Consider the following 14595-nt stretch of genomic DNA (forward strand, 5'->3'; position numbering starts at 1 on the left):
ATTTATTCATACAAAAGGCCAGCTAGTCTCAGACAAAGCGGCAGCGGAATTGACGCCCTTTGATTTTGCCTTCGCTTAAGCGTTTTAGTGCAGCATTTGCCACGTCGTTGCGAACAGCGACAAAACTAACCATAGGCAGCACGTTTATTTTACCTAGTTGGTCAAAGGACAAACCCAGTTCACCTGTTAAGGCGCCTACTATATCGCCTGGGCGAACTTTGTCTTTTTTGCCGCCATCGATCATCACAGTACGCATAGGCGCGCGCGCTGGCACGCCGTCTTTAGCAGGATAAGCAGTTAACTCGGCCCACTGTGCTGTTAAACCCAGTTGATCTTCCAGTGCGGCCAAACGGCCCATTTGCGAAGGAGTCACCAGTGTTAAAGCCAGACCTTCGCTACCTGCCCGGCCAGTACGCCCTACCCTGTGCACATGCACTTCTGGGTCGTTGGATAAATCGTAATTAATAACCAAAGGTAAAGCACTGATATCCAAGCCACGGGCTGCGACATCAGTTGCCACCATAATCAGGCAACTTTGGTTGGTAAACTGCATCAGCACACGTTCGCGGTCACGCTGCTCTAAGTCACCATGCAACGACATCACGCTGTAACCGGCATCTGCGAGTTCATCACAAATATCCTGAGTGTCTTTGCGCATATTGGAGAAAATCAGTGTGGGCTTGGCGCCATGCCAGGACAATAGTTGCTTTAAAGCTGCAATTTTGTCGTTGGCGTCTACTTCGATAAACTTCTGCTCTATTTCAGTTTGTTCAGCATCTTCCACAAACACCTGCACAGCATCAGCTTTTAAGTGACGTTTTAAATCGTTCACTTTGTCCGGGTACGTGGCTGAAAACAACAAGGTTTGGCGATCAGCAGGCAAAGCTTTCAGAATAACGCCAATATCATCAGCGAAGCCCATGTCCAGCATACGGTCAGCTTCATCCAGTACCAGGGTTTCGACATCAGACAAGTTCAGCAGGTTGCGGTCTATCATCTCGAGGATACGACCCGGTGTGCCGACAATAATATGGGCGCCATGTTCTAACGAGCCAATTTGTGGACCAACAGAAACGCCACCTACCAGCGTCAACACTTTGATATTGTGCTGACTGCGGGCTAAACGACGGATTTCCTGTGCGACCTGCTCAGCCAGTTCACGGGTAGGACAAAGCACCAGCGATTGAATACGGAAACGTTTGACCGCCAGTTTATGCAACAAGGTCAGGGCAAAAGCCACTGTTTTGCCACTGCCGGTACGGGCTTTGGCCAGAATGTCTTTGCCTTCCAACAGTGCAGGCAAAGCCTGTTGCTGAATAGGTGTCATCTGGCTGTAGCCAAGACTCTCAAGGCTTTGTAATAAATGTTCTGCTAACGGCAGACTGGTAAAAGTGGCGTTGCTCAAAAAATGGGTACTCTCTATTGACACAGAAACTGGCACGGGAAAAAGGGCGCGCACTATAACAGAAGCACGAACCCCGAGCGAGTATAAATTTTAAGCACTTTTCACTAGGGTAAGCATTAGGCGAATACCGTGACCGTCTGGCGGCTGATGGCAGCTAATTGGCCATCAGGTTGCCATAACTTTGCTTCGATATGATGATAGCCATCAGCGCCATGTTCAATGCTGGCCAGATATGACCACCAGTCAGTCGTCAGAGCTTTAGTTTCTGCGTCCTGATGCGGCTGGATAAACTCGATAGTCCAGGTTAACGAACTGGCAGGAGCCGGTTGATTCAGTAAAGTTAAACTAACCGGAGGCCAGGCGTCGACCAAGGCCAATAACTCCAGCACACCGACAGCTGTGCTTTGTCCTTCAGCAAAACGTATTAAACCGCCAAGCTCCGTGCCGCTTCCACCGGAGAATGGCATAGCACCGCGAGTGATATGGTAATCAAAATGCAGGGTAAATTCCGGTGCAGGCCCTTGTTTTGGCAACACCATAGCCTTTGTATTAAATTCTGGCGCTGCGTCTGCTTTAATCTGATAAGCCGATGGACGTTCAACTCCAAAGCTGGCCAGCAGCACTAGAGCCACTTGTCCTTGCTGGGTAATTTCCACCATAGCCTGAATGACCGACTTGCCCTGACGCAAAATGCGCCGCGATACAGTGGCTGGCCCTGCATTGAGCGGTGCGACAAAAGACACAGACACTGAGCGCAGCGGAATTTGTGCCGGTAGCTCTGTGATTAAATGCGCTAAAGCTAAAGCTGACGCCATGCCACCAAACACAGCCCTGCCCTGGCCCCACTGCTCTGGCACTTCAATCTGTAACTCATCCGCCTGTCCGGTTTTAAACTGCTGCATTACATCGGCAAATAACATGGCTATGTCCTTTTTTATGCTGTGGTGACTTTTCCGCCAGGAAAAGAATATCTGATAATCCGGGCAACTACCGTAGCGTACTGGCGCAAAAAACTGCCGCTGTTATAAGCAATGCCGTATTTTTTCGCAATAGCCTGTACTTGGGGTGCGACCGTCAGATAATGCAAAGCTGGCATATCCGGAAACAAATGATGTTCAATCTGGCAACTTAAATGGCCAGTTAAAATATGAAACCAACGAGGTCCGGTAAAGTTGGATGAACCCAGAATTTGCCGATAATACCAATGTCCACGGCTTTCACCTTCGCATTGCTCTTGGGTAAAAGTGTGAACATCAGCGGTAAAATGACCACAAAAAATCACAGTAGAGGTCCATAAATTACGGATAATATTCGCCAGCAAATTACCAGCTAACACCCATAACCACATAGGCCCGGCAATCAAAGGAAAAAACACATAATCTTTAAACAACTGCCGTGCGCCTTTGCCAAAAAAAGCTTTTTTCAAATCGGTATGGCTGACACTGTTGATGCGATCGGGTTTCTTTTTACCAAAAAACACCCGCTCCCCCGCCAGCTCGTGGTAAGACACGCCCCATTGAAACAAGGTGCTTAACAGCAGATAAGTGACAAACTGCCATAAATTACGCAGCCGCCAGCGGAAATCATTACTCAGCCGCAATAAGCCATAACCAAAGTCGCGGTCTTTGCCGATGATGTTGGTGTAGGTGTGATGCTCAAAGTTATGAGTGCGTTTCCAGGAACCAGCGTCACAGGCGATATCCCATTCAAAACGCTGTGAATGCAGCACAGGGTCATTCATCCAGTCGTATTGTCCATGCAAGACGTTATGACCTATTTCCATATTGTCGAGAATTTTTGCCAGCGCCAAAAGCGCAACACCTAAAACCCACAACCAGGGCGTGATAAAACCCAGCACCATAAATATACGACCTGAAATGGCGCTTAAGCGCTGCGTCATTAACATACGGCGAATATAACGCGCTTCTTTATCACCCAGCTGACTCATCACACCAGCTTTGACCTGATCCAGCTCAGCAGCCAATTCCGACAATTGTTGTTCTGTAAGTTTCATCATGGTCCTATAACTCTATTTGCAGGTTGCTGTGCGCAGCGCTGATACACAACTGAATTTGTTCAGGACCGTCGCCTGAGATTTGTCCGGTGCGTAAATTCAGCACCTGGCCTGATTTTTTCTGACACACACACTGATAACACACGCCTATCCGGCAACCAAAACGTGGGTTGAGTCCTCGATGCTCTGCGGCCTGTAATAACGTCACTCCTGCAGCGGCTTCCACTGTTGTTACCTTACCCTGCTGCATGAACAAGGCTTGTTTTAGGGGTCCTTCTGCTGCAGTCAGGGCCAAGCCAAACAGTTCGGCATGAATGGCAGTCGATGGCACTCCTTGTTGTATCAAATCCTCCTTGTACTGACGGCTCATCGCCGCTGGGCCACATAGATAGTAAAGAGCGTTGTTCAGCGAAAAGCCGGCTTTCGCTTTTAATTGCTGCACTAAGTTCAAGCGACCGCAAGTTTCAGTTTCAATCAGTTGCAATTCAAATAAAGGTTGTTTTGCCGCCAGTAATTTTAGTTCAGCCAAAAAGGCGGCCTGGGCTGCATTTTTGACGCAATAAAACAGCACAACAGGCGAAGTCCAGCAGCGTAAACTGCTTAACATGGACCAGAGTGGTGTAATGCCAGAACCTGCAGCCACCATCACTATGCTCTGTTCAAGCGCAGCATCAGATTTAGGTTCAAGTACAAAATCTCCCATCGCATCACTGATGCTCAAATGGGTTAATTCAGCAATGCCAGCAGCCAAAGCTTTAGTAAACTCGCCTTGAGATTGAATACGGCAACTGATGCGGATTTGTTTTTGCCGCGCAAATACAACAGAGGACGAGCTGATACTAAAACTGCGGCTGATGTAACGGCCTTGATGCAGCATAGTGACCAAAAGATGCTGACCTGCGGTAAAACCAGCCCAGGACGAAGCAGGCTCTAACCAGACACTCAACATCTGATCGGTTTCCCAGCAAAAATCAACAATGCGGGCACTGTGATAATCCGGATGCAGCGCAGGCTTATGCCAGTTCAACAAAGGATGCAGGTAATAACCCAGCTTAGGTTGATTCGCCAGCATTAAACTAAATTGGCGATAGAGGCTCTGGCCACATAAAGAGATCGTTTTGTTCACACTGGTCCTTCCACTTGATTTCAGCGCACAGTTGTACACTAAAAATAAGTGAAACTCCACTTCAAAGATCTGAAAACACATTAAAAACAATTCAAGATAATGAATTAAAACAAATTTATAAATTAAAGAAATGAACAAAAAAAACAGATTTGAGTGAACACCTGTAATCCTTACTGATTTAAAAATGAAAATGGAGGGAGGCTTGAACACAAGCCGTCTGTCTTCAGACAAAACGGCTGTTACAGCAATGCCAGAATGGAATATGAAAACTCAGACTTTTAGTGCGGCCAGTTACTACCAGCATCGCAGTTTTCAACCCAAAGCACATTGTTACGGGAATCGTTATTGATATAGACCTGATTCACAGCAGACTTCGGATAAACCAGCCCATCCCCACAATCTGCACTTTGGCCTGGCCCCACCACAATTTTACTGCCGATTTTTAAGGTACAACTGCTCATTTGGTTGAGTACACTCCAGTTGGGACAAATAGCATTGGCTTCTCTGTATTGGTCCGTTGGGCCTTGTGGCAAACTAAAAGACCACCAGCGGCCATATAAAGTATAGCTTTTAGCCTGATCCCAAACCCGATACACAGTGACAGGAGCTGTAGCTACAAACACCTGGCCCATACAAAGCTGACCTTTGTCTGGCTGGCCTAAAGCGGATTGCAACAGCTCCGGATCTGAGGTTGCCTCTAAGCCAACAGCAGGTGCCTGAATACTTCCTACACAGTCTGTTGCCTGCTCAGTAGTGCGGGCTGTGGTCACTGTTTGTGTTGGTTCTGGCGGTGTAGAGGAAGGTAAAGTGCTGCAACCTGCCAGCAATGAGGCAGCCAGCAGTATCCATAACTGTGGTGAATAAAAATGCATGGGGCAAACTCCTTGTTTTTGTGAATTCTGAGTAGCACGCCTGAATGGCCGTACACCAATCAGGCACAAGGAGCTTAGCCCAAAAAATGCGATTATCACCAGAACTATTTTGGGGACAGGTAAATAATCTAAAAATTTACAGCGTTTTTTCCATAAAAACGCTCAGAGGATCCAACTGATAAGAGGCAAAAGGCGCTCTGTACTGGTAGCCAAGCTTTTCATACAAGCCCAAAGCTTCGGGTTGAGAAATACCGGTTTCAAGCCGTGCCAACGGGATCTTTTGCTCAAGAAGATAAGTTTCCAGCGCCTGCATCAGCTGTTTTGACACGCCACGGCCTCTGAAAGCGTCCAGCACATACACCCGCTTAATTTCGCCATAAAGGCCATCATCGGACATTATTTTAACAGCGCCACAGCCTGCTAATTCGTCATCCAGATAAGCACCTAAAAACAATACATTAGGCAAAGCCAGCGCATCCGGGCTTTCCATATGATTACTTTCAGCAGGGTATAAAGACGCCATATAAGCGTCAGATAAAGCCAATAAATGTGCAGCTGGGGCAGAGAAGGCATCAAGAGGTTTAATAAGCATCATAAAATTCTATTGAAGGTATTGGGTATAAATAACGGGATCAGAGTCAGCAACTCTGATCCCATCACTTTAACTTAATACAGCCAAAGCGGCTTCATACGAAGGTTCATCAGCAATTTCAGCCACTTGTTCTTTGTATAACACAGTGCCATCAGTGCCAATAACCACTACAGCACGGGACAGTAAACCGGTCAGAGGGCCAGTAGAAAATTCCACGCCATAATCTTTGCCAAATGAACTGCGGAAACTTGAACCGTTTTTCACTTGCTCTAAACCTTCAGCGCCACAAAAACGCGCCTGAGCAAAAGGTAAATCAGCAGAAACACAGACGACTGCAGTGTTGCTTAAACCGGATAAAGCTTTATTAAAAGTGCGGACAGAGGTCGCACAAGTTGGGGTATCCACACTTGGGAAAATATTCAGTACCACACGCTGACCAGCAAAATCTGCCAGTTTCAAATCGGCTAAACCTGCACCAGTTAAAGTGAAATCAGGGGCTTTGCTACCCACTGCCGGCAAATCGCCTATAGTCTGAATTGGATTACCTTTTAACGTTACTGTGGCCATAAATCGGCTCCTTGAGGTTAATAATTTAAGGGGTATAGGATGCGCCAAAACCTTTTTTCGGTTTCTTTGGTTTCTCCTGAGCGGTAATAGCCAGTTGATAATTCATCATCTGGCCATCTTTAATTTGTACTTGCTGAGTCACCCAATCGGCATTTTGCCATGGATGCCAGAGTTTTAACTGATAATTACCATCTGGCACAGCGGTAAAGTTCGCCACTCCTTTGCCATCTGTTACCTGTAAAAACTGACTGTCGCCGACATAAATATAAGCCTGCATATAGTCATGAATATTACAACCCAAAGCAATAATTCCCGCCTGATCAAATACCACAGGGGCCTCTGGTTTGTTGGCATAGAGTTTTAACTCAAACACCTTGGCTGGTGAAAACGAATACACATGATGGCGGGTTTTATCCAAATTAGGAAAATCAACAGAGGTGCCTGTCTGATAAGCCGAAACAAAAGGGATAAAAGTCAGGTCCTGTTGCTTCACTTCAGCTTTTTTTTGCGCAAACTGAAGGTTAGCCGGATCCAGCAGCTCAACGACAGCATCTTCCAGCGGCTGGCCTTGCTGATCGGTCACAGTAATTTGAACTGCGGCCACAGCTCCCAGGCCATAACACAACAATAGACAAGCAGAAAATAAACGGGCTAAAGTAGTCATTCACTAATTCTCCGGGGGCCAGAGCAGACAAAAGTCTGGTTAAACTAAAGCAGTTTTGGCTTCTTGTCATCCTATGACAGCGAAAGCGGCTGAAACTTTGTCGCCTCGGCTATTTTTATGCCTTGCTGCGAACTGCTATTCTCAAGGCTGAATACCAAATAAGGAACACAGGATGTCCACTGCTCGTTTTGCTCACTTGTGTATCTCTCTGATCCCTGCATTATTTTTGTGTAGTGCAGCAACGGCTTCTGAACAGCTGAGCCTGCAGGGCCGTGGCGAATTTTACCTGAATAAGCAAAATGATACAGCCCATTATTTAGCTCCATGGTGGCAACAAGGTACGGGCCAGTTTGGCAGTCATACCGAAGCAGGTGTTGGCCCCCAGTATCTGGTGGCCCATCTTGAAACCGACTCCGACTTTTCAGCCACAGTGCATGCCCAGTGGCACAGAGCCCCCGAAGCTGGCTTTGGTATCACTGAAGCCTGGATCAACTGGAATCCTTTACCTGTTTCCGGCTACAGAGTGCGTGGCAGAGCCGGTATTTTTTATCCGGCTATGTCGCTTGAAAACACCGACTTAGCCTGGACTTCGCCTTATACAAATTCGTTTTCTGCCATTAACAGCTGGATAGCGGAAGAAATTAAAACCAGAGCTGTTGAGTTATCTGTCAGCAGGCCTGGGCGTTTTTTTAAATCCGAGCACAGTGTTCAGTGGGTGGGAGCTTTGTTTCAGGGCAACGATCCGGCGGGTTCCATTTTAACCTGGCGTGGTTTTGCCTTGCATAACCTGCAAACCAGTATTGGTGAGCGGGTGCATTTTGCCAATTACCCCAGCATAGCTGCAGGCGGAGAAATTGAACTACAACCGGCTTGGGTGGAACCGAACCGAGAGCTGGATCATAAAACCGGCTACTACACAGGGGTTCACTGGCTGCATAAAGATCAGACCGAAATGCGGCTGTATTGGTATGACAACAGAGGTGAGCCTACGACCTTTAAAGATGGGCAATATGCCTGGGATACCCGTTTCCTAAGCCTGGCTTTACAACATCAACTGACAGCAGAGTGGCGCTTGCTGGCTCAGGTTCTGAAAGGCGACACAGCTATGGGCGAACAAGTCGTAGTTGCAGATTATCAAAGTAGTTACCTGATGCTGAATTATCAGTGGGAGCAACATAGCATCAGCGCCCGCTACGATCATTTTGAAGTGACAGATAAAGATCTAACCCTGACCGATGATAATAACGGCAAAGGCCACAGCTGGACTTTTAACTGGACTTACCAGTGGGCAGCGCATCTAAATCTTGCGCTGGAACACAGCAGCTTACAGAGTTTTCAACCAAACAGAACCCAATGGGATGGCTGGCAGGCGCATGCAAAACAGCGATCTAGCAGCCTGATTTTGGGTTATCGCTGGTAACGGCACACGCCTTAACCCAGCAGCATCCAAAGAGCAACACCAAACATTAAACTGGCGGCGATACGGTTAAGCAACTGCACTTTGTTTTGTTGCTGGAAAAATGCGCCCAGAGCTTTGCCACCACTTGCGTACAGCAGCATAGACAGAAACTCCATTAAAATAATAAGAAAAACCAACACCAGCAGCTGTGGCCAAAACGCCAGTTGGCTATCGATAAAAGGCGGCAACAAGGCCATATGAAAAGCCCAGCCTTTGGGGTTAGACACAGCGGTAACAAAACCCTGACTAAATAAAGTGCGTCGTGGTAATAATTCCCGACGAACACCAGATTGTGGAATAGCTAACTTTCCCTTGGCCCACCACATTTGCCAGCCGATATAAGCCAAAAATAACGCACCAGCAATTTTAAACCACTGAAAAACAGTCGGAAATTGCAGCATCATAGCGGCAACGCCACACACAGCCAAAATGGCAACTAAAGCCACACCTAACATCTCGCCCCACATCATCCATAAAGTGCGGCGCACGCCCTGCGTCATTCCAAGCGTCATAGCCAGAGTCATACACATACCAGGTGTAACAGAAACGAATAAAAAAGTTGGAATAAAAGCCCCCATCAAGGCCAGATTAACCATAACTACCTCATCAGCTGAAGATGGCTATTCTGGCGCTGAACACTGGAGTCAGCAAGTCGCGCCGACTGGCTTTTTACTGCTCTGGTCGCTCACGCACAAAAACTGCAAAACGAGGTGTGCCTTTATGCGTCAAACCATGGTACTGAAAAGTAACCAGACGCCCTATTTGTGGCGGATTTTTTCGCTCTTCCACACTAAAACCTGAACCTAACTTAAAACGCCGTCCATCCGGTAATTCCACCAATAAAGCGCCCAGCATGCCACTGAACTGACCTTTGCCCGGCAAATGCGCTACTACTCTGGCTTCTGCATCTTCCGCCAGTTTTAATTTTTGCAAATGACTGACCCGCCCGCTTTGATAAAGCGCATCAGCGCGATGCAGCATCAATCCTTCGCCGCCTGCAGCTACCACCTGCTGCAACCACTCATTCAGTTCAGCCTTGGTTTGCAATTGTTTCTGCTCCAGCAACTGCACAAAAGCGTTCTCTGGTAATCGCTGCCGTAAAAACTGCAAACGCTCTGTAAAAGTGCCCTGCTGTGTTGGCGCATCAAACACCATCAGCCGGATATCCTGCCAATCTGTGTTACCAGAGCCTTGCTGCAAGGCTTGCATCACCAGTTGGAACCTGCCCCTGCCCGCCCATAACTCCGCATCCAACGCAAAATCAGGCAATTGTTTTAATAAATGATCCGGTAGCTTTATCCACTGGCCACTGCGACTGCGCAGTTGTTTGCCGTCCCAAAAGGCTCTGACACCATCGAGTTTTTCACTGATCCAAAAAGCAGAGACGGCTTGGTGCTGCTGATAAGACTGAGCCAGTTGTAACTGGGGTAAGCTGCTTAAAGCAAAAGCCGGTGCTGATGAGAGCATGGCCGTACAACACAGCGATAAATACAAAATTCGCATTTGTCTATCCTCTTTGTTGTGTTCCTTTTTTAAGTGTAGCCCTGCTTTATTTGAAAATAAAATGTTAATTAAAATGCACTTCTTTAGTGCCATCTTGTGCACTAAGGGAACATCAAGCTGTTGTTTTTTATGACAAACCTGGCCTAGAAACAATAAATTCACTAATAAAATCAAGTAATTGACATCTGGTTGTCATGCATAGGTATAGATACTGCTTCTGTTCTATGGCTCGTTTGTCTATTTGTTTTGGAGTCTGTTATGGTTCAGCTTTATTTACGCCAACACCCGCAACGCGATTTGCTGGAACAAGAATTACAGCAACGCTTTTTTCCAGCTCTGGACTCTCCCTGTCAGCTTTGTCAGTTTGTGCTGACACTGTCGAGCACTTCACGCAGTGCTGAATATCAGGCCATGCAACAACTGGCTCAGCAACATGGCAAAGATCTGCAGCCTCATGAACAAGACTGCAACCTGCAGCTTGGCAGCAGTTGGCTGCGTTGGGAGCGGCACAACGAATTTTCTACTTACACTTTTATCCGGCCCGGTGCTGCATCCAGTCTGTTCTGTGATCCAGAGGATTTAGTGCCTGATCCACACTGGTTCGCCAGCTTACCAGGCCAGTTATTCCGGGTGGTGCAGCTGAGCATAGTGCAACCCGATCAACTGGTAGCAAAAGACCCGGCAGAGCTTTTTGTCAGTGAACACCTGATCAGCAGCATGGTGTTTAACGGCAAAGCGCGGATCTGGACGGATTTTCGTAAACACAATGAAGGTGCTGGCCGTATGCTGGTGCTGGACCAAGGTTTAAGCCGCAGCGCTTTGGGCGCTTTGGTTCAGCAGCTGTTTGATTTGGGCAACTACCGTAAGCTGGCCCTGCTGGCCTGGCCTTATTGCAAACTGGCTTTGCATCAATTGCCACAACAGGAGCAGCAACTGGCGGTCATCACCTCACGTATTGAGCAAAAACAAGGTAATGATGAGCAACTGCTGGACGAACTGATCCAACTAGCGGCTCAGACGGAACATCAGATCTCGGAAAACAGCAGCAGATTGCAGGCCAGTCATGCCTACTACCAACTGACGTTAGACAGATTAAAAAGTCTGGAAGAAGAACCCGTAGAAGGGCTGATGTCGTTGCAACATTTTACAGAACGGCGGTTAACTCCGGCCTGGCGTACCGCTCAATCTGTATTAAAGCGCCAGCAACAATTGGCGGAACGTTTGGGCCGTTCTACCGAGTTACTGCGCACTCAAATCAATTTAAAGCTGGCATGGCAAAATCAGACGCTGTTGTCCTCTATGGATAAAAGAGCTCATTTGCAGCTGAAATTACAAAGTGCGGTCGAACGTTTGTCTGTGGTAGCCATCAGCTACTATTCGCTGCAACTGTTAACCAAAGCTCAGCAGGCTATAGTGCACTGGGTGCCACAGTGGCCAGCCAAAACTATTGAATCCATCAGTATTCCAGTGGTGGTTTCTATGGTGCTTTGGTATTTTTGGCATTTGCGGAAAAAACTGGCGCAACATTAGAGCGATAAAAAGACAAATCACTTTGCTGTAAAATCTTCTATAGTTTGAAGCAGATATATACCCAAGTGACTTCAAAATGCAGAGTCCAGTGGAAGATAAATGGAGATTTCATGGCCAAAGCGTTTTTGCCGGTCTGCCTCTGGAGCAGTTTAGCATTCAGCTTTTCATTACCGGCGGAGCAAAACTGGTTTCCGGTTGAAGTACAAGCCGACGGCAAAACACTGGAGTACCAACCATTAGAAAAAATCAGTAAAGCATGGCGGCTCTGTGCTTTATTGCCTCATGGCAAAGATCATTACTGGTGGGGTGTGTCCTGGGGCTTAGCGGAAGAAGCTAAACGTCAGGGGGTACAGCTTGGAATTTATGAAGCCGGAGGTTATGAGAACCTGCCGCGCCAACGTCAGCAATTGCTGGATTGCGTCAGTAATAAAGCAGATGCGCTGATTATTGGCGCTATTTCAAGCGAAGGTTTAAACGATTTAATAGCACAGTTAAAAGATACAGGCATTCCCGTTATTGATTTAATTAACGGCATTAATAGTGACGCCATAACAGCCAGTTCGTCTGTATCTTTTGCTGATATGGCGACTAAAAGCATGCTCTACATACTCGAGCACAGCCAACAACGGAGCATTAACTTAGCCTGGTTTCCCGGACCAGTTGTGGCGGCTTGGGTGCAAGATGCGGAGCGGGCTTTAAAGCAACAACTCCAAGGTTCAACGGTTCGCTTACTGCATGGAGGTTATGGTGCAACCGACAATTTTTCGCAAGCCACTTTAGTGCGGCAGTTATTCAGTCGGGAACAACCTGACTATGTGCTGGCAAACGCTGTCGCAGCTAGTGTTGCTCAGAACTTTCTCTCGGCGGAAAACCTGACAAAGGTTGCGGTCATGGCCTATTACGCTAACCCTGATGTCGTCAGGCTGATCCAGGAAGGCCAACTACTGGCAGCAGCAACAGATTCACCTGTGATCCAGGCCCGTATCAGTATTGATTTGGCATTACGTGTTCTGGAAAAACAAAAATACGCCAGACAAGTCAGCCCACAAATACGAATTTTGGACCAGAACAGTATTCAACAACTGCCATTGCAGCAGATCATAGCGCCAAAACAACAATGGATGATCCGCCAGCCTCTAGCCGAGCAAAACCCTTAGTCTTTTCAGCATCAAAGTTTAGGCCCAAAACATAAATCCCCTGCATCACCCAAGCCCGGTACTATATAAGCCTGCTCATTCAGTTGCTGATCCAAAGCCCCTAACCATAAATAACTATTTTCAGGTAAATGTTGGCGCAAGGCTGCGACACCTTCAGGTGCAGCGATGGCAGCGGCTACATGCACAGAACGAGGAGTCGCCTGACTTGCAATCAACTGCCAGACTTTAAGCAAAGAGCCGCCTGTAGCCAGCATAGGGTCAATCAAAATTAAATCACGGCCTGTTAAATCCGGTAAAGCAGCATAATTCATCCGGATTTCAAGCTGTTCCGCACTTTCACCTTCAACACGATAAGCGCCAATAAAACCGCTGTCGGCGTCGTCAAAAGCATTGGCAAAACCCTGATAAAATGCCAGGCCTGCTCTTAGCACAGTCACTAACACAGGAGGTTGCTGTGGCACTGGGATCTCGGTTTTCCCCAGTACGGTGTGCACTTCAACCTTCTGTACCGGCAGAGTTTTTGCCAATTCTGCTGCCAATAAAAAACCTAAACGCTCTAAGTTAAATTTAAATCGCAGCCGGTCTTTTTGAATACCAGGATCACGCAGTTGTAACAAGATAGGGTGCACTAAACCCGGAGATAAATTCAGCTGAAATAGGTTCATAAAAAAGCTCAGTCACTTGGTATGACTCGAAGGGTATAGTTTTTTTCCGTCAGGACGCAACCTGTTCTGAACAGATGACCTTGATTTTATCCACAGCGGCGCCATAACAGCAGTATCAGGGCTTATTTGGAGCAGGTATTGTGCCTTTATTGTTGTTAACTTTGGTGACCTTAGTGGTGTTGGCTGCGGTGTTTTTACCTCCTGCCTGGCGGCACTATCGCCGGAAAAAAATTCAGCAGCAGCCTTTTCCCGCTGCCTGGCGTCACATTCTTAAGCAGCGTATGCCCTACTTCCGCGCTTTACCTGCCGATTTGCAACTGCAACTGAAAAAGCTGATTCAGGTTTTTGTGGCCGAAAAACAATTTGTCGGCTGTGCAGGTTTAACTGTCACTGACGAAATGAAAGTCACTATAGCGGCTCAGGCTTGTTTGTTGCTGCTGAATAAACCTGCTCATTATTATCCAAAATTGCAGCAAATCCTGATTTACCCGGCCGCTTTTGTGGTGCCTGCCCAGCAGTCAGATGCTGCAGGGGTGGTAAGTGAAAGTGCACAGGTACGTTTGGGTGAATCCTGGCAAACCGGCCAGATTGTATTGTCATGGGTCGATACTTTGCACTCTGCCGCCATCTGCAACGATGGCCATAATCTGGTGATCCATGAATTTGCTCATCAGCTCGATCAACTCAAAGGCCAGGCTACAGGGGCACCTTTGCTCAGAAGCAGAGAAGCGTATCAAGAATGGTCACAGGTGTTATCCCGTGAGTTTGAGCAGTTGCAGCGCCAGTTGGCTCAGGGTTTACCTACCTTGTTTGACTCTTATGCTGCCACTAATCCAGCCGAGTTTTTTGCGGTCATTTCAGAAGTGTTTTTTGAACAACCTGATTTATTCGCCGCTCAGCATCCGGCTTTGTATCAGCAATTAAAATCTTTTTATGCGCTGGATCCATTGGGCTGGGTGCACACTCACCCTGTAAATCAGCATTAACCACAGAAAAAAGTCGACCCTAGAAGGGCATTGCGCAATAATAACCGCCATTTTT

At 47.3% G+C, this 14595-nt stretch carries 15 protein-coding genes; 4 read left to right on the forward strand and 11 right to left on the reverse strand.

Features of this window, described 5'->3' with window-relative positions:
* Positions 1-28: 28 nt before the first annotated feature.
* The 8 genes from dbpA to LSG37_RS01455 form a co-directional block, all read right to left on the reverse strand.
* Positions 29-1405, reverse strand: coding sequence for an ATP-dependent RNA helicase DbpA (dbpA, locus tag LSG37_RS01420; protein WP_233078076.1), 1377 nt, complete (start codon positions 1403-1405; stop codon positions 29-31).
* 116 nt (positions 1406-1521) lie between these two features.
* The gene (locus LSG37_RS01425) at positions 1522-2325 is read right to left on the reverse strand and encodes an acyl-CoA thioesterase (protein WP_233078077.1); all 804 of its coding nucleotides are present in this window, start codon (positions 2323-2325) and stop codon (positions 1522-1524) included.
* A gap of 14 nt (positions 2326-2339) precedes the next feature.
* On the reverse strand, positions 2340-3422 hold the full coding sequence (locus LSG37_RS01430) for a fatty acid desaturase family protein (RefSeq protein WP_233078078.1): 1083 nt from the start codon (positions 3420-3422) through the stop codon (positions 2340-2342).
* Positions 3423-3426: 4 nt separating this feature from the next.
* Complete coding sequence (locus LSG37_RS01435) at positions 3427-4545, reverse strand: flavin reductase family protein (protein ID WP_233078079.1); 1119 nt, start codon at positions 4543-4545, stop codon at positions 3427-3429.
* 278 nt (positions 4546-4823) lie between these two features.
* Positions 4824-5417 (reverse strand): hypothetical protein, encoded by a 594-nt coding sequence (locus tag LSG37_RS01440; protein WP_233078080.1) that lies wholly within the window; start codon positions 5415-5417, stop codon positions 4824-4826.
* 136 nt (positions 5418-5553) lie between these two features.
* Positions 5554-6012 carry a GNAT family N-acetyltransferase gene (locus tag LSG37_RS01445; protein ID WP_233078081.1) on the reverse strand — a complete coding sequence of 153 codons (459 nt, stop codon included), beginning with the start codon at positions 6010-6012 and terminating at the stop codon, positions 5554-5556.
* Positions 6013-6078: 66 nt separating this feature from the next.
* Entirely contained in the window at positions 6079-6576 is a 498-nt protein-coding gene (gene tpx / locus LSG37_RS01450; RefSeq protein WP_233078082.1) for a thiol peroxidase, read from the reverse strand.
* 25 nt (positions 6577-6601) lie between these two features.
* Positions 6602-7240: a methylamine utilization protein gene (locus LSG37_RS01455; protein WP_233078083.1), complete on the reverse strand. Its 639-nt coding sequence runs from the start codon at positions 7238-7240 to the stop codon at positions 6602-6604.
* Between the two features lie 172 nt (positions 7241-7412).
* On the opposite strand from LSG37_RS01455, the gene LSG37_RS01460 reads away from it, so the two are divergent.
* Positions 7413-8660, forward strand: coding sequence for a hypothetical protein (locus LSG37_RS01460; protein ID WP_233078084.1), 1248 nt, complete (start codon positions 7413-7415; stop codon positions 8658-8660).
* Between the two features lie 11 nt (positions 8661-8671).
* Here LSG37_RS01460 and LSG37_RS01465 read toward each other — a convergent pair whose 3' ends face one another.
* Together LSG37_RS01465 and LSG37_RS01470 are read right to left on the reverse strand one after the other, a co-directional pair.
* Positions 8672-9295 carry a LysE family translocator gene (locus LSG37_RS01465; RefSeq protein ID WP_233078085.1) on the reverse strand — a complete coding sequence of 208 codons (624 nt, stop codon included), beginning with the start codon at positions 9293-9295 and terminating at the stop codon, positions 8672-8674.
* Positions 9296-9368: 73 nt separating this feature from the next.
* Entirely contained in the window at positions 9369-10202 is an 834-nt protein-coding gene (locus LSG37_RS01470; RefSeq protein ID WP_233078086.1) for a DNA ligase, read from the reverse strand.
* Positions 10203-10460: 258 nt separating this feature from the next.
* Here LSG37_RS01470 and LSG37_RS01475 point away from each other — a divergent pair, with 258 nt between their 5' ends.
* Entirely contained in the window at positions 10461-11732 is a 1272-nt protein-coding gene (locus LSG37_RS01475; RefSeq protein ID WP_233078087.1) for a DUF3422 family protein, read from the forward strand.
* Between the two features lie 110 nt (positions 11733-11842).
* Positions 11843-12889 carry a TMAO reductase system periplasmic protein TorT gene (torT, locus tag LSG37_RS01480; protein WP_233078088.1) on the forward strand — a complete coding sequence of 349 codons (1047 nt, stop codon included), beginning with the start codon at positions 11843-11845 and terminating at the stop codon, positions 12887-12889.
* Between the two features lie 11 nt (positions 12890-12900).
* Here the strand turns inward: torT and upp are convergent, their stop codons facing one another.
* A complete protein-coding gene (gene upp / locus LSG37_RS01485; protein WP_233078089.1) occupies positions 12901-13554 on the reverse strand; it encodes a uracil phosphoribosyltransferase in 654 nt (217 codons plus the stop codon).
* A 140-nt stretch (positions 13555-13694) separates the two neighbouring features.
* Between upp and LSG37_RS01490 the strand changes: the two genes are divergently transcribed.
* Positions 13695-14540 carry a M90 family metallopeptidase gene (locus LSG37_RS01490; protein WP_233078090.1) on the forward strand — a complete coding sequence of 282 codons (846 nt, stop codon included), beginning with the start codon at positions 13695-13697 and terminating at the stop codon, positions 14538-14540.
* The last annotated feature ends 55 nt before the right edge of the window (positions 14541-14595 follow it).

Source organism: Rheinheimera soli (assembly GCF_021290985.1).
GTDB lineage: Bacteria > Pseudomonadota > Gammaproteobacteria > Enterobacterales > Alteromonadaceae > Pararheinheimera > Pararheinheimera soli.

What these genes read in the sequence shown, in the direction of transcription:
- LSG37_RS01425 (WP_233078077.1), bottom strand. Translation starts at nt 2,325, where the DNA reads ATGTTATTTGCCGATGTAATGCAGCAGTTTAAAACCGGACAGGCGGAT.
- LSG37_RS01430 (WP_233078078.1), bottom strand. Translation starts at nt 3,422, where the DNA reads ATGATGAAACTTACAGAACAACAATTGTCGGAATTGGCTGCTGAGCTG.
- LSG37_RS01440 (WP_233078080.1), bottom strand. Translation starts at nt 5,417, where the DNA reads ATGCATTTTTATTCACCACAGTTATGGATACTGCTGGCTGCCTCATTG.
- LSG37_RS01445 (WP_233078081.1), bottom strand. Translation starts at nt 6,012, where the DNA reads ATGATGCTTATTAAACCTCTTGATGCCTTCTCTGCCCCAGCTGCACAT.
- tpx (WP_233078082.1), bottom strand. Translation starts at nt 6,576, where the DNA reads ATGGCCACAGTAACGTTAAAAGGTAATCCAATTCAGACTATAGGCGAT.
- LSG37_RS01455 (WP_233078083.1), bottom strand. Translation starts at nt 7,240, where the DNA reads ATGACTACTTTAGCCCGTTTATTTTCTGCTTGTCTATTGTTGTGTTAT.
- LSG37_RS01460 (WP_233078084.1), top strand. Translation starts at nt 7,413, where the DNA reads ATGTCCACTGCTCGTTTTGCTCACTTGTGTATCTCTCTGATCCCTGCA.
- LSG37_RS01465 (WP_233078085.1), bottom strand. Translation starts at nt 9,295, where the DNA reads ATGGTTAATCTGGCCTTGATGGGGGCTTTTATTCCAACTTTTTTATTC.
- LSG37_RS01470 (WP_233078086.1), bottom strand. Translation starts at nt 10,202, where the DNA reads ATGCGAATTTTGTATTTATCGCTGTGTTGTACGGCCATGCTCTCATCA.
- LSG37_RS01475 (WP_233078087.1), top strand. Translation starts at nt 10,461, where the DNA reads ATGGTTCAGCTTTATTTACGCCAACACCCGCAACGCGATTTGCTGGAA.
- torT (WP_233078088.1), top strand. Translation starts at nt 11,843, where the DNA reads ATGGCCAAAGCGTTTTTGCCGGTCTGCCTCTGGAGCAGTTTAGCATTC.
- upp (WP_233078089.1), bottom strand. Translation starts at nt 13,554, where the DNA reads ATGAACCTATTTCAGCTGAATTTATCTCCGGGTTTAGTGCACCCTATC.